The sequence below is a fragment of the Streptomyces sp. NPDC028910 genome (assembly GCF_055564955.1).
In genome coordinates, this window is the sequence record NZ_JBVHVF010000001.1 from 248177 (window position 1) to 265342 (window position 17166).

Here is a 17166-nt window from a genome sequence, read left to right on the forward strand (position 1 = left end):
CGGCCGCCATCGTCACGCACGCCGCCACGCTCGCCGCCGCGCACGCCGCCACGCACGCCGACTCCACCGAATCGGAGCTGCTGCTCCGCGTCCTCGGTGCGCTCCTGCGGGAGGACGTCGTCGGCCTGCGCACCCGCACCACCCCCGTCGACCGCGCCGACGGCCGCTGGCTGCGGCTACCCGCCGAGGACGGTGACGCCCTGCTCCTGCCGGTCGCGCAGGACGGCTACCAGAGCGTGTACGCGGCCCGGCTGCCGCTGCTCGCCCGGGAGTCCGACGGCCGCGAGCTCACCACCCACGACGAGGTACTCGACGCCCTGAGCGCGCTCGCCGACCCCGTCGACCGCGGCGGCTTCGACGCCTTCGCCGAGGAATGCCGCCAGACCCTCGCCACGATGCGGCTGCACGCCGAGACCCGGGACGAAGTCGCCGCCGGCCTTGCTTCCCGACGCGGCCCCGACCCCGCCGACTGGACCGGCCTCGCGGGCGGGCTCGCGTACGACACCCTCGCCGCGCGCCTCGACCACCCGGTGTACCCCACCGCGCGCGGCCGCTCCGGCCTCGACGAGGACCAGCTGCGGGCCTACGCGCCCGAGTTCCACCCGCACTTCGCGCTGCGCTGGATCGCCGTGCCGCAGCAGGACCTCACCGTGGCCGGCGGCCCGGCCGCGCTGCCCGCCTCCTGGCCCACCCCGGCCGCGCTCGGCCTGCCCGAGCTCGACGGCAGCCACCTCGCCCTTCCCGTCCATCCGCTCACCGTCGGCGCGCCGCTGCGCGAGGCCCTGAGCGCGGCGGGCCTGGCCGACCGTGCCGTGCTCGCCGAGCGCCCGTACCTCGACGTGATCCCGACGCTGTCGATGCGTACGGTCGCCGTCACCGAAGACCCCACCCTGCACCTCAAGGTCCCGATGGCCACCGCCACCCTGGGGCTGCGCAACCGCAGGATCATCCGGCCCGGCTTCCTCGCCGACGGGGTCGCGGGCCAGCGACTGATAGAAGCCGTCGTCGCACGGGAACCGCGGTTCCAGGGCGTGATCCTGCACGCCGACGAGACCGTCTACGCCCACGCGGGGCACGAGCTCCTCGCCGCGCTCTGCCGCCGCTACCCGGCCGGTCTCGAGAACGCCGTCGTCACCCCGCTCGCCGCGCTGCTCGCCGAAGCCCCCGGCGGCCGGCTGCTGATCGACCACCTCGCCGACCGCTTCTACGGCGGCGACCCGATCGCCCTGCTCGACGCCTACCTGCGGCTGCTCTTCGACTGGCAGACGACCCTGTTCGGCTACGGCGTCGCCCTGGAGTCGCACCAGCAGAACGTCTCCCTCGTCCTCGACCGCGGTCCGGCCGGCGACACCCGCGTCCGGCTGCTGTTCAAGGACGACGACGGCCCGCGCGTCCACCCGGCCCGCGTACGCGCGACGCTCGGCGCCGACGCCCCGCTCGGCTTCGACGACCCCCGCGCCTTCTGCGAGGACGACCGCCCGCTCACCGACCTGTTCAGCACGATCACCCTGCACCTGTGCGCCGGCTCGTACGCCTTCGGGCTGGCCCGGCACGGCCGCGCCGGGGCGGGCGCCCTGCTGGACCTCGTACGCGACCGGCTCGCCGAGGCCGTCGAACGGCTCGGCACCGGACCGGGCGAGGCCGGCGCCACGCTGCGCGACCACGTCCTGGACGCCGCGCAGCTGCCCGTCAAGGCGATGGTGAGCGCCGGAACCCTGCTCAGCAAGGAGCGCTCGGGCGCCGCGGACATCAACAAGCACTACACCACCGGCCCCAACTACCTGCTGCGGGCGGAGGCTTCGCGGTGAGCACCACCACTCCCCCGGACCGGCGCGAGGCGGCCGCCGGGACGGCGCCCGAGCCGCGCCCGGCCCTCGGCCGCAGACAGGTCCACGCCGTCGCCGGATGCTACTTCGTGGCCTCCTTCGCGGCGCTCGGCCTGCCGCCCTTCCTCACCGAGATCCTCCCGGAGCTCGGCGACCGCGACGCCAGCTGGGCGGGCGTGCTCTACATCGTCCCCACGGTCTTCGCGGCCGTCGGCGCCCCCCTGTGGGGGCGGCTCGCGGACCGGTTCGGCCGCAAACGACTGCTCCTGCGCGCCCAGTTGGGGCTTGCGCTGTCCTTCCTGCTGGCCGGCTGGGCCGACTCGATCGCCGCCTTCACCGTGGCCCTGGTACTCCAGGGCGTCCTCGGCGGTACCTTCGCCGCCTCCAACGGCTACCTGGGCGCCGCGCTCCGGGGCCCGGACCTGTCCCGAGCCCTCACCCTGATGCAGGGCGCCGCCCGGGCCGCGCTGGTCTTCGCCCCCATCGTGGTGGGCAGCCTCTCGCCCTGGCTGTCCCCGCACCGCCAGTACGCCCTGCTCGCCGTCCTTCCGCTGACGGCCGCGCTGCTGATCGCCGCGCTGCCGGAATCCCGCGGCGTGCCGGCGGAGCCCCGCGAGCCGGCGGAAAACGAGGATCCGGCGGCCGACGCTCCGGCTGCCGACGCCCCGGCGACCGGGAAGCAGGACGAAGGCGCCCGCACCGAGCGCATCACCTCCCTGCGCGGCTTGTACGCCCTGGAGTTCGCCTTCGTCTTCTCCACCGTCATCTCCTTCCCGTACCTGATCTCCCTCATCGAGGAGCGGATCCCCGGTACTTCCCCGGTGGTCTCCGGCGTTCTGTTCGCCCTGCCCCACCTGTGCTACCTCGCCGCCGCGATGTGGGTGCACTCGGCCTTCCACCGGCGCCCCCGCCTCGGTGTGGCGCTCGGCTTCTCCTGCATAGCCCTCGGGCTGGCCGGGCACGGGCTGGCCCACTCGCTCGCCACCCTCGTCGCCGTCCGCCTGCTGCTGGGCGCGGGCCTCACCCTCGGCCTCGTCTGCCTCTCCGTGATGGCCTCCGACTGTGCCAAGGGCCGCGCTCCCGGCGGGCTGTTCGGCTCGATCGAATTCTTCTCCAAGGCCGGCGCGGTCGTCGCCGGCCTGGCAGCCGCCCTCGGCAACAGCCTGTGCGGGCCGTCCGCGCCCGTGCTGACCGGCACCGCCGTGGCGCTGATCACGGTCTGCGCGACCGCCGTGCCGGACCTGAACCTCCGCTCCCCCCGCTCTCTCCGCACCCGCTGGAGCCGTTGATGTCCCTGACCGATGCAATCGGTACCGCCGCAGTCGCCCGCTCCGCCGCTCCGGCCGGGCTCCCCACCGCCGACGAGGCGGTCGCCCACACCCTCCTGAACTGCCTGCTGCGCGAGCTGTCCGGGCCGGAACACCAGACCGCGGTCGCGGACGGCCACCTGATGCTGTGGCTGCCCCGCCGCGGGGTGCTGCTGCGCGCCGCCCTGCGCCGTACGTCGCTGCTGGGCGCGCACCGGTTCACCGGGCCGGTGCGGGAGCGTCGGGCGGACGGCTGGGCCGAGGTGGACTGGCGCCGCCTCGCCGAGTACGTCCAGGACGAGCTGACCCTGCGGACGGACGTACGCAACGAGGAGTTCCTGGAGCAGATCGCCTCCAGCCACCAGGCCGTGTCGGCCGCGCTCGCCGTACGCGCCGAGCGGCCCGCCACGGACACCGTGTTCGGGGACGGCGACGGGCTCGCCGCCTACCTGGAGTCCGAGCAGTCCCTCCTCTTCGGCCACCGCTTCCACCCCACCCCCAAGGCCCGCACCGGCGACACCGCCTCCTGGCTCGCGTACGCCCCCGAGACCGGCGCCTCCTTCCAGCTGCGCCACCTCGCCGTCCGCGAGCACCTGATCGCCCAGGAGACCGCCGCCGAAGGTGCCGCGCAGCCCCTGGACCGGCTGCGCGCCGATGTGCCCGAGGGCTACCGGCTGCTGCCCGCGCACCCGTGGCAGTACGAGATGCTGCGCGAACACCCCGAGCTGCGCGCGGCGTTCGACCGCGGCGACGTCCTGGACCTGGGCCCCGCCGGCAAGCCCTTCGCCGCGACCGCCTCGGTGCGCACGCTGTACGACGGAGCCAGCTTCCTGAAGTTCAGCCTCAACATCCGCATCACCAACTGCCTGCGCAAGAACGCGAGTTACGAGCTCTCCGGCGCGGTCGCCCTGACCCGCCTGCTGGCCCCGGTCCTCGCCGACCTGGAGACGCGCTTCCCCGGCACCGCCATGCTGCGCGAGCCCGCCTACCGCAGCATCGCCCTGCCCGGCCCCGACGGCACCCCGGACCGCTCCCTCCTCGAAGGCTTCGGCGTGATCGTCCGCGAGGGGCTGCTCACCCGGCTCATGCCCGGCACCACCCCGCTGCTCGCCGCAGCCGTCGCCGACGAGTACCCCACCGGCCCCGGGCACATCTCCCGCCTGCTCGCCGACACCTCCGAGCAGTCCGCGCTCGACTGGTGGGCGGCGTACCTCAAGCTGCTCGTCCCGCCGGTCATGGCCGCGTACTTCGACCACGGACTCGTACTCGAACCGCACCTGCAGAACGTCGTCGTCTGCGTCGACGAGGAAGGCATGCCGGCCCAGGTCCTCTTCCGTGACCTGGAGGGCACCAAGCTGGTCCCCGAGCAGCATGCGGAGCTGCTCGCGTCCCTGCCGGCCGAGGTCGCGGGCCCGATGACGTACGACGCCCAGCGCGGCTGGGACCGGGTCGTGTACTGCCTGCTGGTCAACCACATCGCCGAGATGCTCGCCGCACTCGCCGACCTGCACCCGCAGTCCGAGGCCGCCCTGTGGGCCCAGGTCCGCGCCACCCTCCAGGCGTACGCCGACCTGGGCGACTGCCCGCCGCGGCTGGCCGCCCTGCTCGCCGGAGTGCCCCTGCCCGCCAAGGCGAACCTGCTCACCCGCTGGGAGCGCAAGGCCGACCGCGACGCCGGCTACGTCCGGCTCGCCTCCCCGCTCGCCGAGGACGTGCTGTCCCAGGCACTGCGAAACGACGCCGACGACGACATCCGGAGCGCCCGATGACCACGCCCACGCCCGCGGTGCGCGACCTCCTCGCCACCCTCGACGGCACCGAACTGCCGGCCTACCTGTATGACTTGACGGCGCTGCGCGAGCACGCCGCGGCCATACGGGCCGCTCTGCCGGAGCGGGTCGAGCTGTACTACGCGGCCAAGGCCAACCCGGAGGCGGAGATCCTGGCCGCCCTCGGCCCGTACGTCGACGGCTACGAGGTCTCCTCCGGCGGCGAACTCGCCCACGTGGCCAAGGCGGTGCCGGGCCGCCCGCTGGCCTTCAGCGGCCCCGGCAAGACCCCCGCCGAGCTCACGACCGCACTCGAACTGGGCGTGGAGCGCTTCCACGTCGAGAGCCTGCACGAGCTCCACATGCTGGCCGCTCTCGCCGAGCGCACCGCCCCCGCGTCGGACGGCCGCCCCGCTCGCCCCGGTGTCCTGCTCCGCTTCAACCTCCCGCTGGCCGCCGCCTCCCTCGAAGGCAGCTCGCTGGCCATGGGAGGCCGCCCCACTCCCTTCGGCTTCGACCCGGCCGAGGCCGACACGGCCGTCCGCCTGCTCACCGACGGCACCTACCCGCAGCTTGAGCTGCTGGGCGTGCACGCGCACCTGGCCAGCGGCCTCGACGCCCCGGAGCAGCTCTCCGTAGCCGAATCGGTCGTCGCCTGGGCCGCGGACCTCGCCGCCCGCCACCGGATCCGCCTCGCCGAGGTCAACGTGGGCGGCGGCATGAGCGTCGACTACGCGGCCCCGGAGACCCGCTTCGACTGGACGGCGTACGGAGCGGGCCTCGGCCGGCTCGCGGACGCGAACCCGGAGCTCACCCTGCGGATCGAGCCGGGGCGCGCGGTGACCGCGTACTGCGGCTGGTACGCCACCGAGGTGCTGGACGTGAAGCACAGCCACGGCGAGGAGTTCGCCGTGGTCCGCGGCGGCACGCACCACATGCGCACCCCGGCGACCAAGGGCCACGACCAGCCCTGCACGATCGTCCCCGTGACCGACTGGCCCCACCCCTGGCCCCGACCGGCCGCCGAGGCGCACCGCGTCACCCTCACCGGCCAGCTCTGCACCCCGAAGGACCTGCTGTCGCGCAACGTGCCCGCCCCCGGCCTGCGGGCCGGCGACCGGGTCGCCTTCGGCCTCGCGGGCGCCTACGCGTGGAACATCTCCCACCACGACTTCCTGATGCACCCACGGCCCGGCTTCCACTTCCTCACGCCGCAGCCGACGGACAGTCAGTAACAAGAAGGGTCGCCTCCCGCAACAGGGTCACCATCTGATGCGCGAGGCGCCCTTCCATCCGATCCTTCGCGACCGTGCTCTCATCGCCGGTGGCACACCGGATCGGTAGGCGGCACCAGCTCTCCAGTGGCGACTTCTACAAGGTGTGCCGGAGCATCGCCCTGCTGCAAGGCGGTCACGTACTCGATGATCTGAGCGTGGGAGAGCACCGGCACCCTTTGGTGCAGGGTGTGCATGGCATGAACCCTCCCGCGAGCGTCTGCTACCGCCCGGACCTCATCGTGCAGATCGTCCACTGCGGTCCGTGTGACCTGCCTTCGAATGCGGGCTCGATAGTCCGACTCCCATGCCCCGGTCACTGCGGAGACGACACCGATCCGGTGCAGGCTTCCGTCGACACGGTCGACAAGATACGGCCCGTTTCCGACCAGCATGAAGTCCGGATTCCGGGTGCGCAGATACTCCTCAGACGTCCAGTCAACGATCCATACCAGCTCGTGCTGCTCTACATGCGACACACCCATGCGCATCGCGTCCAGCCCAGCAGACAGCTCTCGCTGGAGGTCGCGTTCCAGCTCTTCCTCGACCATCCGAACCGCGGCATCTCGCTCAATCACTGGGCCAGCATCCCGTACGGATTCGCCTGGCGACCACCACGTTTCCTGCTCGCTGCACGGCTGCGCAGACACCAGCGGACGCTCGCGATCGGCGTCAACACATGCTGCTGATCCTCCGAGTTCAGGCCAGCCTCTTGAGCATTTCGGCCGCGGCAGGTCCGGCGGAGGCGGGGTTCTGACCGGTGACCAGGTTGCGGTCGACGACCACGTTCGGGGCCCACGGCTCGCCCTCCTGGTAGTGGGCTCCGGCCTCGACCAGGCGGTCTTGGACCAGCCACTCGGCCTTGGCGGCCAGGCCGGTCTGGGTCTCCTCGGCGAACACCCCGGCCGCGCTGCTGGCCGCCAGTCACATCCCGTGCGAATCCAGAGACGAGGTCGACCTTCTGCCCGTCGAAAAGGGGACCGCCTCCCCTACCGGGCTGTAGCCCTGGTGCGGGAGGCGCCACCGCCCTCGCCCAGCCAGGCCGAGTCACCATCCTGACGTCCGACGTCGAGGACATCGCCATACTCACCGCCGACCACCTCCGTGTGACCGCCGAGAAGGTCTGACGGGTGCCGCTTGCAGCACTACGTCTCACGTCGGTTCCAGCGCTGGGCGAACGTGACGATGAGTCCTCCCCCAAAGACCTGGATCGCAGAGAGTCCAGTAAGCGGTCGCACTGGTGCCCGCCCACCCACGCGGCGGGATGGGTTGTTGAGCCAGGCCGAGAGGGCGGGCGGGCTGCGTGGCGTCGAGGATGCTCGGCGGGTGGAAGCGCTCCTGCCGTCACGCGGTGCGGTGGTCTCACTGTGCCGAAGCGATGGACCCTTTCGTTCGTGCCCTGGGCTGAATCCAGTCGGGCCGTTCCGTCGCAGGAGACGAGGTGCAGCGAAGGCTCCCCGGGCGCGGCCGCGCCTAGGGAGCCTTCGGGAAGGTCGGCTGTCCGGTGCGGAGGACTAGAGTGCGATCCACTCGGTGGACGTGGTGACCTGCTTCAGGACGTCCGGGAGCGGCTCGATGCCGAGACCCGGGCCCGTAGGGACGTCGAGGTGGCCGTCGGCGAGGACGAACGGCTCCGTGATGTCGGTGGCGAAGTAGCGGTGGGACCCGGAGGTGTCGCCGGGGAGGGTGAAGCCAGGGAGGGCGGCGAGGGCGACGTTGGCGGCGCGGCCGATGCCGGTCTCCAGCATGCCGCCGCACCAGACGGGGATGCCGTGGGCGCGGGCGATGTCGTGGATGCGGCGGGCTTCGAGGTAGCCGCCGACGCGGGCCGGCTTGATGTTGATGATGGAGCAGGCGCCGAGGGAGATGGCAGCGGCGGCGTCGGCGGCGGACTCGATGGACTCGTCCAGGCAGATCGGTGTGCGCACCAGCTTGGCGAGCTGGGCGTGCTGGACCATGTCGTCGTTGGCGAGGGGCTGTTCGATCAGCAGGAGGCCGAAGTCGTCCAGCTTGGCGAGCTGCTGGGCGTCGACGAGGGTGTACGCGGCGTTGGCGTCGACCTGGAGGAGGAGGTCGTCGCCGAAGCGCTCACGGACGGCGCGGACGGGTTCGACGTCCCAGCCGGGCTCGATCTTCAACTTGATCCGGACGTAGCCCTCCGACACGTAGCCCTCCACCGCGTCCAGGAGCTCGGGTATCGAGTCCATGATGCCGACGGAGACGCCGCAGGGGACGCGGTCGCGGGACGCGCCCAGGTAGGAGCCGAAGGACTCGCCCGCCAAGCGGAGTTGGGCGTCGAGGACGGCTGTCTCCAGGACCGACTTCGCCATGTGGTGGCCGGTGAAGGGTTCCAGTACGCGGCCGACGGTGGCCGCGTCCACGCCGTCCTTCGGCAGGGCCGGGACGAGGAAGCGGCGCAGGACGTCCTGGGCCCCGTCGACGAACTCGGAGCAGTAGCGGGGTTCCGACATGGCCGCGCATTCCGCCCAGCCTTCCGTTCCGTCGGAGGTGACGACGCGGACGAGCAGGACGTCGCGGCTGGTCTCGACGCCGAAGGAGGTGCGGAACGGGGCGACGAGCGGCATCGCGATACGGCGCAGTTCGACGCCGGAGATCTTGGTCTTCATGTGCGGGTGGCTCCTGGTGGGGTGTTCAGGGGTGTTCAGGTCGTGCGGTGGATGACGTAGCTGCGGCGGTCGTGGAATCCGGCGACGCGGGATCCCTCGGCAAGCAGGCCGCCGAGGGTGTGCCGGACGGCCAGACGCCAGTCGCGGGCGGCGCCCGGGTCCGTACGGCGGAGGGACTCGATGTCGTCGGGGAGGTCGATGAGGACGGTGGCGGCGTCGGTGGGGCCGATCACGGGGTGGCCGTCGTGGTCGCGGACGCCGTGGGCGACGTCGGCGGGGAGCTCGAACGCGTACGGTCCCGCGGGCGCGGTCAGGTCCCAGGCGGTCAGGACGCGGTCGGACTCGTCGCCGCCGTTGATGGCATCGTCCATGGCCCCGTAGAAGGACGTCAGGTACTCCTCCGGACGGGCTCCGAGCTTCACGAGGTTGAAGTAGGCGTTGCGGCGGATCAGCGGGTCGTAGGTCCACGTGATGCGCTTGATTCCGCGGGCGAGGGCCCACTGGCGCTGGTGCAGTTTGAGGGCGAGGCCGATGCCGCGCCCCATGGCGGTGCCGGTGATGTGGGAGTGCAGGGTGGTGCCGATGGGGTCGCCGAAGAAGGCGACGGACGCGCCGACCAGGCGGCCTTGCTCGTACGCGCCGGCGACGTAGTTGCCCGCGTGGGACAGGGCGCGCATGACTTCGGCGGAGACAGGCGAACTGTCGGCGTCCGTACCCCAGATTTCGGCGTAGAGGCGGCTGACGGTGTCGAGGTCCTCCATGGTGTGGAGTTCCCTCAGATCGAGTGCGTTCACTGCATCGCTCCGACGAGTGCGGCCAGGAGCCGGGCACGGTCCGGCATGGTGGCGGTGACGACGTGTTCGTGGTCGGCGTGGGCGCCGTCGCCGACGGCGCCGAGGCCGTCGAGGGTGGGGCAGCCGACTCCGGCGGTGTAATTGCCGTCGGAGGCGCCGCCGACGGCGGCCTGCCGCAAGGGGTCGAGGCCGAGTCGTGGGGCGATGTCGTCGGCCAGGGCGAAGAGCTTGTGGGAGGCGTCCGGGTCCAGGGGCGGGCGGTTGGGGCCGCCGGCGATCCGCAGGCGCGCCTCGGGATCGTGCGGTTGCAGGGTCCTGATGAGCTGGTCGACGGCTTCCTGGGCCGCTGCCGTGGGGACACGTACGTCCACGCTGAGGTCGGCGCGGGCGGGCACGGTGTTGTTCGCGGTGCCCGACGACATCACGGTGGGGGTGACGGTCGTTCCCGGCCCGGTCCGGACGGTCACGGTGTCGGCGATCCGGCTCAGGGCGAGGACCTGGTGGGCGAGTTCGGTCGCCGCGTTGACGCCCTTCTCGGGTTCGAGCCCGGAGTGGGCGGCGCGGCCGTGGACGGTGATGTCGTAGAGGGACACGCCCTTGCGACTGGTCTTGAGCGCACCCTCGGGGGCCGACGGCTCCAGGACGAGGGTCGCCGCGCACTGCCGTGCCAGGTCCTCGATGAGGGGGCGAGAGGTGTCCGAGCCGACCTCCTCGTCGCCCGTGATCAGGACGCACACTCCGTCGAGGGAGGGCAGGGTGGCCAGGGCGTGGAACATCTGGACCAAGCCGGCCTTCATGTCGAAGACGCCGGGGCCGCGGGCGATGCCCTGCTCCACCGACCAGGGGTGGGTCGTGAGCGAGCCGATCGGCCAGACGGTGTCGTGGTGCCCGAGGAGCAGGATGCGCGGGGCGCCGAAGGTCCACTGGACGTGGGTGACGCCGTCGACGACCAGCGTCTTCGGGCGGGCGCCGAGCAGCCGGCTTCCCTGGTCGGCGACCACGCGTGCGCTGCGGGCGACGGCGGCGTGGTCGGCGGAGTACGACTCGCAGGTCACGAGTTCTTCGAGGTCGGCGAGCATGGCGTCGAGGTCGAACGCGCGGTCCGCTCGCGGTGGACGGGGATCTTGGTCAACCGGCACGGTTGGTCCTCCAGGTTGGGATGACCGCCACGCTAGGCAGGGCGGGCACGGCCCGGTTGGTGCCGTGGTGACAACCTCGGCCTCGGGTTCGTAGCGGGGACCGAACCTCCCCGCGAACGGCCGGTGCCCGGCGGGTCGTACGACCGGCCGGGCACCGTTCCAAGGACAGGTCAGCCCAGGTCAACCCATGTGCTTGGTCATGAGCTGCCGCATGTTCCCGCCGAGGATCTTCAGGATGTCCGCCTCCGGCAGACCCCTGCGGACGAGCGCCTCGGTCACCAGCGGCATGCCCGCCGGGCCCTCAAGGCCGGGGAAGTCGAACATGGGGTCCTCGTCATCGAGGTTCTCGCAGCAGGGCGGCATGACGTCCGCCATGACCTCGCGTACGAAGTCCGAGCCGAGGCCGACATGGTCGATCCCGGCGACGGAGACGACGTGTTCGATGTGGTCGACGATCCGGTCGACGTGCACCTTCGCCTGGTCGTCGGTGAGGAAGTCGGGTACGAAGTTCACGCACACCACTCCGCCGGTGGCGGCGACGCCCCGGATCTGGTCGTCGGTGAGGTTGCGGTGGTGGTCGCGCAGGGCGCGGGCACACGAGTGGGTGGCTATGAGCGGACGGGTGGCCAGTTCCAGGACGTGTGCGACGCCGTTCACGCCCAGGTGGGAGATGTCGAAGAGCATCCCGAGGCGTTCCATCTCGCGCAGCGCCTCGACGCCGGGTGCGGTCAGCCGGCTGCCGGTGGCGTCCTCGCGGCTGCCGTCGGCGAGCGGGGTGCGCCCCCAGTGGGCGATGGAGGCGATCCGTACGCCCAGCCGGAAGAGGGTGGGCAAGAGTTCGACGGAGGCGTCGATGCCGGGGGCGCTCTCCAGGGCGAGGACGAGGGCGATCCTGTCCTCGGCGAGGGCCGCGTCGATGTCGGCACCGTTCAGGCACAGTGCGACCTGGTCGGCGTTGGCCTCGGCGAGGACGTGGGCGCACTCGATCATGCGGAGGGTCTGCCGGAGCGCGCCCTCGGGGCGGTACTGGTCGTCGATGAACACGGGCAGGACCTGGATGTCGATGCCGCCCTCGCGCAGCTGCGGCAGCCAGCGTTCGCGGAAGAAGGAACCCCAGCGCTTCGGGGGGCGCGCGGCGACGGCCATGAGGAGGTCGTTGTGCGCGTCGGCGACGACGGCACGGTGGTGGAGGTCGTGGGACACGACGAACCTTTCAGCGGGAAGGAGCAGGCGGGGCAGGCGGCTCAGGCGCGTGCGAGGCGCGGGACCGCTTCGAGCAGAGTGCGCGTGTACGCGTGCCGGGGCGCGCCGATCACGTCCTCGACGGGGCCGGACTCCACGAGCTGGCCGTGGTGCATGACGGCGACGGCGTCGCAGACGTACCGCACGACGGCGAGGTTGTGCGAGATGAACAGCATGGTCAGGCCGAGTTCGCTGCGCAGTTCGCGCAGGAGGTTGAGTACGGCTCCCTGGACGGAGACGTCGAGGGCGGAGGTGATCTCGTCGGCGATGAGGAGCTCCGGCCCGGCCGCGAGGGCGCGGGCGATGGCGACGCGCTGGCGCTGCCCGCCGGAGAGCTCGCGGGGGTACTTGCCCGCGTACGTGGCGGGGAGGGCGACCAGTTCGAGGAGCCGCCCGGCCTCCGCCGGCCGCTGGGCGCGGGGGACGCGGGTGCCCTCGGCGATGGCGTCGCCGATGCTCATGCGCGGGTTGAGCGAGGAGTACGGGTCCTGGAACACCATCTGGACGCGGCCGCGGGCGACCCCGGAGATGGTCCCGCTGTACGGGGTCAGGCCGGCCACGGCGCGGGCGAGGGTGGACTTCCCGGAGCCGGACTCTCCGACGAGGCCGGTGACGGAGCCGGCGGGGACCTCCAGGCTGACGCGGTCGACGGCGGTGAAGGAGCCGAAGCGGACGGTGAGTTGGCTGATGTTCACAGGACCTCCCAGCAGGCCACGGAGTGTGTTTCCGTACGGGCGAGCAGCTTGGGGCGGATGGCGCAGCGGCCGGTGGCGAAGGCGCACCGGTCGGTGAAGGCGCAGCCGTCGCCGACGTCGGCGGGCGCGGGCTGGCGGCCGGGGATGGTGGTGAGGGGACCCGACCGGTCGGTGTCCATGTCGGGGAGGGAGCCGACGAGGGCGCGGGTGTAGGGGTGGCGGGCGTAGTGGAGGCCGTCGGCGGGGAGTTCCTCGACGATGCGGCCCGCGTACATCACGGCGATCCGGTCGCACAGTTCGCTGACGACGGCGATGTCGTGGGAGATGAACAGGGCTCCGGCCTGCGTCTCATCGACCGCCTCGCGCAGGACCCGCAGGACCTCGCGCTGGACGGTGACGTCGAGGGCGGTGGTGGGTTCGTCCGCGATGATCAGGCGGGGCGTGTTCATCAGGCCCATGGCGATGACGGCGCGCTGGCGCATGCCGCCGGACAGTTCGTGCGGGTGCCGCTTGGCGACGTCGGCGGGGTCCTTGATGCGGACCCTGCCGAGCCGTTCGACGGCGCGGGCGCGTGCCTCGGTTCGGGTGGCGCCGTCGTGCAGGGTGGCCACCTCCGCGAGCTGGCCGCCGACGCGGAGGGCGGGGTTGAGGGAGGAGGTGGGGTCCTGGAAGACCATCGCGAGCGACGATCCGAGCAGCTTGCGGCGCTCGGAGTCGGTCAGGCCGTCGAGGTCGACCCCGCCGAGCCGCATGCGGGCGCTGCCGGTGAGGCCGGGGTAGGGCACTATCCGGCCGATGGCGGCGGCCGTCATGCTCTTGCCGCTGCCCGATTCGCCGACGAGGCCGACGATCTCTCCCGCGCGGACGGTCAGCGACAGCTGCCGTACTGGGGTGATGCCTCCGGGGAAGGCGACGGTGAGGTCCCGTACCTCCAGGACGGCGTCCGGTGCGGGGTCGTCCTGGGCGGGGGTGACCGCGGGGGCGACGGGCTTGCCGACCGTTTCGCGGGTGTGGGCGGCGGCCTTGGCGAAGGTGTCGCCGAGGAGCATGAAGCCGAGGCCGGAGAGGCTGACGGCGAGGGCGGGGGCGACGACGACGGACGGGGTGACGTAGACGTGCCCGAAGGCTTCGTTGAGCAGCCGGCCCCAGTCGTAGGAGGGCGCCTGGACGCCCATGCCGAGGAAGGACATCGCGGACAGGCCGAGCAGGGCGCCGCCCATGGCCTGGGCGGTGTTGAGGATGAGCGGTTCGGCGATGTTGGGGAGGATGTGGCGGGTGAGGATGCGGTGGCGGGGCACGCGCAGCATGCGGGCCGCCGCGATGTAGTCGGATCCGGCGACGGACGCGGTCATGGTGTGGGTGAGCCGGGCGAACGTCGGCGCGAGGGCGATGCCGATGCCGAGGACGGCGCCCTGTGCGCCGAGGCCGGCGACGACGGCGGTGAACATGGCGAGCAGCAGGGCGGGGAAGGCCACGAGCAGGTCGACCGTGGCGATGACCGCTCGGCCCGCGCGCCGGGGCAGGATCTGCGGCAGGGTGCCGAGCAGGATGCCGGAGACGGTGCCGATCACGGTCGCCAGGAAGGCGAGGCCCAGGGTCAGCCGGGTGGCGACCAGGGTCCGGGCGAGCAGGTCACGGCCGAGGGCGTCGGTGCCGAGCAGGTGAGAGGAGGAGGCCCCCTGGCTGATCTCCTTCGGGTTCATCCGGGTGGCGGCGTCCTCCCAGATCGGCGGTCCGACGATCGCGAGGAGGACCATCAGGGCGACGATCACGGCGCCCAGCAGGCCGGCGGGGTTTATCGGCAGACGGCGCATCAGCCCTCCCTGCGGGTGGAGGCGGACGGGGTGGACAGAGTCGACTTGGGGTCGAGGATCCCGAGCAGGACGTCTACGAGGAAGTTGACGACGAGGACCAGCGCGCCGTAGACGAGGATCACGGCCTGAGCCACGGGGTAGTCCTTCTGGGTGATGGCCTCGACGGTGCGCAGGCCGAGTCCGGGCCAGGCGAACACGTTCTCGACCAGGACGCTGCCGGTGATCAGACCGCTGAGCAGCAGGCCGCCCATGGTCAGGGTCGCGGTGAGGGTGTTCGGCAGCAGGTGGACGGCGTACAGCCGCCAGGCGGGCAGCCGCTTGGCGTGGGCCAGGCGCATGTAGTCGGTGTCGAGTTCGCGCAGGGTCTCGACGCGGGCCAGTCGGGCGATCATCGCCGCCGGGGCGATGGCGAGAGCCGTGACCGGCAGCACGAAGGAGGAGGGGCCGGTGAGACCGGCCGGCGGGAACAGTCCGAGGCCGAGGGCGAGGACGAGCAGCAGCGCCAGACCGTAGAGGTACTCGGGGATGGCGACGGCGGCGCCGGTGAGGGTGGTGAACGCGTTCTCGGTGCCCCGCCGGCGTCCGTTGTGGGTGCGGACGGCGGCCCACAGTCCCAGCGGTATGGCCACGGCCAGAGCGGTGAGGGTCGCCAGGAGGGCGAGGGCCAGGGTGTTGGGGAGGCCTTGGCCGATGATGTCGGTCACCGGCTGGGAGCTGAAGAAGGAGGTGCCGAGATCGCCGGAGAGCAGCTGCCGCACGTAGTCCAGGAACTGGGTGACGAGCGGCTCGTCGAGCCCGAGTTCGCTCCTGCGCTGGTCGACGAGTTCCTTCGGCGCGGTCGGGCCGAGCATCTGGCGCAGCGGGTCGCCGGGGATGAGGTGGATCATCGCGAACGAGGCGACGACGAGCACGGCGAGGGAACCGGCGAGGCGGAGCAGCTGCCGGGCGAAGAAGCGCGGGGTCAGTCGCCTGGGGCGGCGCGGCGATGCGGCCGTGGCGGGGGGCGCTTCGTGCGGGGTGAGCACGTCGGATGGGGTGGCGGGGGTGGTCACTTCTGTCCTCCCGTCATCCGGATCGACGTCGGGTCGAAGAGGCCCGACGTGATGCGGAAGGTGGCGTTGTGGGCGGCGATGGTGACGGTCTTGTCGACGACGGGGACGATGTCCGCGCTGTCGAGCAGGGCGTGCTCCGACCGCTCCCACAGGGCGCAGCCGGCGGCTCCGGGGAGCCTGCTCGCCTCGGCGGTGAGCTGCTCGTAGGTCTTGTTGGTGAGGTGGGCGAAGTTGCCGCCGTCGGGGGTGAAGGGGCCGGACAGCGCGCCGAGCAGCTGGGTGGGCAGGGTGACTCCGAGGGGCGCCCAGTTCACGTCCCAGTCCTGGGTGACCGCTTCCACCTCGGCATACGCGGCGTCGGACACGGCCCGCAGCCGGACGTCGACGCCGACACTCTTCCATGACTCGGCCAGGTATTCGGCCGCGGCGGCCATCGTCTCGCCCGACGACGTGCCGTAGATCATGCGCAGGGTGAGCCGCTTTCCTTCCTTCATGCGGAAGCCGTCGGGGCCGCGGCGCCACCCTGCGGCGTGGAGCGCCGATCCGGCCGCGTACGGGTCGAAGGCGGGCAGGTGGCCGGTGACGGTGTCGCCGGGACAGGGCTTCGGCTCCATGACCAGGCCGGTGGGGGCACGGCCGGTCCCGCCGGTGGCGATCGCTCCGAGGGATGCGAAGTCGACGGCTTGGAGCAGGGCTTTGCGGACAGCCGGGTCGCTGCCGGGGTGGCCCTTGCCCTGGTGGAAGAAGAACTCCTGCGTGCCGTTGGCCTGGTCGGTGGTGGTCACGCCGGGGATGTTGGTGATCCGGGCGCGGTCGGGGCCGGCGAGCTGAGCGCCGTTCAGCTTGTGGGACAGCAGCAGGTTGGCCGTCGTCGCCTCGCTGCCGACGACCTTGAGCACGACGGATCCGGGCATGGCGGGATCGGCGGTGGTCGCCCCGCCCGGTCCCCAGGCGTAGTCGTCCCGCTTGGCGAAGGCGTAGCTCTGGTTCGGCTCGGCGGAGGTGAGCCGGAAGGGGCCCGACCCGGAGGTGCCGCTCTGGAGCAGACCGCGGTCCTTCAGGCCCGCTCCGCAGACGATGAACAGGTAGCGGGTGCTCTGCAGGGTGAAGGCGAACGGCTCCGGCGTGGAGAGCGTCACGGTGCCGGCGGTGTCGTCCGCCTTGGCGGTGAGGCCCTCGGGGACCACGACGCCGTAGGCGGGCGACTTGGTGGCCTGATCGGTGATGTGGGCGACGTTCGCGGCTACGGTGCTCGCGGTCACGGGGCTGCCGTCGGCGCAGGTGACGCCACGGCGCAGGGTGAAGGTGACGGAGGCAGGCTTGACGTCCCACTTCTCGGCGAGTCCGGAGACGATCCGGCCGTCGGGCCCGGCGTGTACCAAGGTGTCGTACGCAAGAGACAGCGCGGTGTACGTGGTGGTGTTCTGGACCTGTGCCGGGTCGAGCAGTCCGGGGTCGCTCTTGATCGCGAAGCTGAAGGCGTCACCGCCGGACGATCCGGCCTGGGCGGCGCTGCCGCAGCCGGCCGCCAGCAGTGACACCGCGAGGCAGGCGGATAGCGCCTTGGCTCTCTTCATCGAGGGCATCGGGGGCTTCATAGGGGGACTCCTTGGGGCGGGAGAGTTGC

General features: G+C 72.1%; 13 protein-coding genes and 2 pseudogenes. 5 read left to right on the top strand and 10 right to left on the bottom strand.

The annotated features are described in order from the left end of the window. Nucleotides 1-8 precede the first annotated feature (8 nt). Genes ACZ4TV_RS01095 through ACZ4TV_RS01110 form a run of 4 tightly spaced genes read left to right on the top strand, consistent with a single transcriptional unit; the run spans nt 9 to nt 6137 of the window. Nucleotides 9-1808 carry an IucA/IucC family protein gene (locus ACZ4TV_RS01095; protein ID WP_468129894.1) on the top strand — a complete coding sequence of 600 codons (1800 nt, stop codon included), beginning with the start codon at nt 9-11 and terminating at the stop codon, nt 1806-1808. After that, complete coding sequence (locus ACZ4TV_RS01100; protein WP_468129362.1) at nt 1805-3115, top strand: MFS transporter; 1311 nt, start codon at nt 1805-1807, stop codon at nt 3113-3115. Before ACZ4TV_RS01095 ends, ACZ4TV_RS01100 begins: the two co-directional genes overlap by 4 nt. Continuing rightward, a complete protein-coding gene (locus ACZ4TV_RS01105) occupies nt 3115-4902 on the top strand; it encodes an IucA/IucC family protein (RefSeq protein WP_468129364.1) in 1788 nt (595 codons plus the stop codon). Before ACZ4TV_RS01100 ends, ACZ4TV_RS01105 begins: the two co-directional genes overlap by 1 nt. After that, entirely contained in the window at nt 4899-6137 is a 1239-nt protein-coding gene (locus ACZ4TV_RS01110) for a type III PLP-dependent enzyme (RefSeq protein ID WP_468129366.1), read from the top strand. The genes ACZ4TV_RS01105 and ACZ4TV_RS01110 overlap by 4 nt, the downstream gene beginning before the upstream one ends. An 80-nt stretch (nt 6138-6217) precedes the next feature. Here the strand turns inward: ACZ4TV_RS01110 and ACZ4TV_RS01115 are convergent, their stop codons facing one another. Beyond that, nucleotides 6218-6754: a YrhB domain-containing protein gene (locus ACZ4TV_RS01115; RefSeq protein ID WP_468129368.1), complete on the bottom strand. Its 537-nt coding sequence runs from the start codon at nt 6752-6754 to the stop codon at nt 6218-6220. 121 nt (nt 6755-6875) lie between these two features. Further along, a pseudogene (locus ACZ4TV_RS01120) lies at nt 6876-7070 on the bottom strand (type 1 glutamine amidotransferase domain-containing protein); the annotation flags it as partial. A 125-nt stretch (nt 7071-7195) separates the two neighbouring features. Here ACZ4TV_RS01120 and ACZ4TV_RS01125 point away from each other — a divergent pair. Continuing rightward, nucleotides 7196-7303: pseudogene (locus ACZ4TV_RS01125) on the top strand (DNA-binding protein); the annotation flags it as partial. Between the two features lie 387 nt (nt 7304-7690). Here ACZ4TV_RS01125 and menC read toward each other — a convergent pair. The 8 genes from menC to ACZ4TV_RS01165 all read right to left on the bottom strand — a co-directional run bounded on the left by menC (nt 7691) and on the right by ACZ4TV_RS01165 (nt 17137). Further along, nucleotides 7691-8803, bottom strand: a complete 1113-nt coding sequence (gene menC, locus ACZ4TV_RS01130) for an o-succinylbenzoate synthase (RefSeq protein ID WP_468129370.1) — start codon at nt 8801-8803, stop codon at nt 7691-7693. 35 nt (nt 8804-8838) lie between these two features. Then, nucleotides 8839-9597 (bottom strand): GNAT family N-acetyltransferase, encoded by a 759-nt coding sequence (locus ACZ4TV_RS01135; protein ID WP_468129372.1) that lies wholly within the window; start codon nt 9595-9597, stop codon nt 8839-8841. Next, nucleotides 9594-10676 (bottom strand): M20 family metallopeptidase, encoded by a 1083-nt coding sequence (locus tag ACZ4TV_RS01140; protein ID WP_468129896.1) that lies wholly within the window; start codon nt 10674-10676, stop codon nt 9594-9596. The genes ACZ4TV_RS01135 and ACZ4TV_RS01140 overlap by 4 nt, the downstream gene beginning before the upstream one ends. 240 nt (nt 10677-10916) lie before the next feature. Then, nucleotides 10917-11939, bottom strand: a complete 1023-nt coding sequence (locus ACZ4TV_RS01145) for a dipeptidase (RefSeq protein ID WP_468129374.1) — start codon at nt 11937-11939, stop codon at nt 10917-10919. A 41-nt stretch (nt 11940-11980) separates the two neighbouring features. Continuing rightward, entirely contained in the window at nt 11981-12673 is a 693-nt protein-coding gene (locus tag ACZ4TV_RS01150) for an ABC transporter ATP-binding protein (protein WP_468129376.1), read from the bottom strand. After that, nucleotides 12670-14487, bottom strand: a complete 1818-nt coding sequence (locus ACZ4TV_RS01155; protein ID WP_468129378.1) for a dipeptide/oligopeptide/nickel ABC transporter permease/ATP-binding protein — start codon at nt 14485-14487, stop codon at nt 12670-12672. The genes ACZ4TV_RS01150 and ACZ4TV_RS01155 overlap by 4 nt, the downstream gene beginning before the upstream one ends. Next, a complete protein-coding gene (locus ACZ4TV_RS01160; protein WP_468129380.1) occupies nt 14487-15539 on the bottom strand; it encodes an ABC transporter permease in 1053 nt (350 codons plus the stop codon). Before ACZ4TV_RS01160 ends, ACZ4TV_RS01155 begins: the two co-directional genes overlap by 1 nt. After that, nucleotides 15536-17137, bottom strand: a complete 1602-nt coding sequence (locus tag ACZ4TV_RS01165; RefSeq protein ID WP_468129382.1) for an ABC transporter substrate-binding protein — start codon at nt 17135-17137, stop codon at nt 15536-15538. Before ACZ4TV_RS01165 ends, ACZ4TV_RS01160 begins: the two co-directional genes overlap by 4 nt. Nucleotides 17138-17166 lie beyond the last annotated feature (29 nt).

Excerpts from the sequence above, each read along its gene's own strand:
- ACZ4TV_RS01155 (WP_468129378.1), bottom strand. The coding sequence starts at position 14,487 with ATGCGCCGTCTGCCGATAAACCCCGCCGGCCTGCTGGGCGCCGTGATC.
- menC (WP_468129370.1), bottom strand. The coding sequence starts at position 8,803 with ATGAAGACCAAGATCTCCGGCGTCGAACTGCGCCGTATCGCGATGCCG.
- ACZ4TV_RS01110 (WP_468129366.1), top strand. The coding sequence starts at position 4,899 with ATGACCACGCCCACGCCCGCGGTGCGCGACCTCCTCGCCACCCTCGAC.
- ACZ4TV_RS01140 (WP_468129896.1), bottom strand. The coding sequence starts at position 10,676 with ATGCTCGCCGACCTCGAAGAACTCGTGACCTGCGAGTCGTACTCCGCC.
- ACZ4TV_RS01165 (WP_468129382.1), bottom strand. The coding sequence starts at position 17,137 with ATGAAGCCCCCGATGCCCTCGATGAAGAGAGCCAAGGCGCTATCCGCC.
- ACZ4TV_RS01105 (WP_468129364.1), top strand. The coding sequence starts at position 3,115 with ATGTCCCTGACCGATGCAATCGGTACCGCCGCAGTCGCCCGCTCCGCC.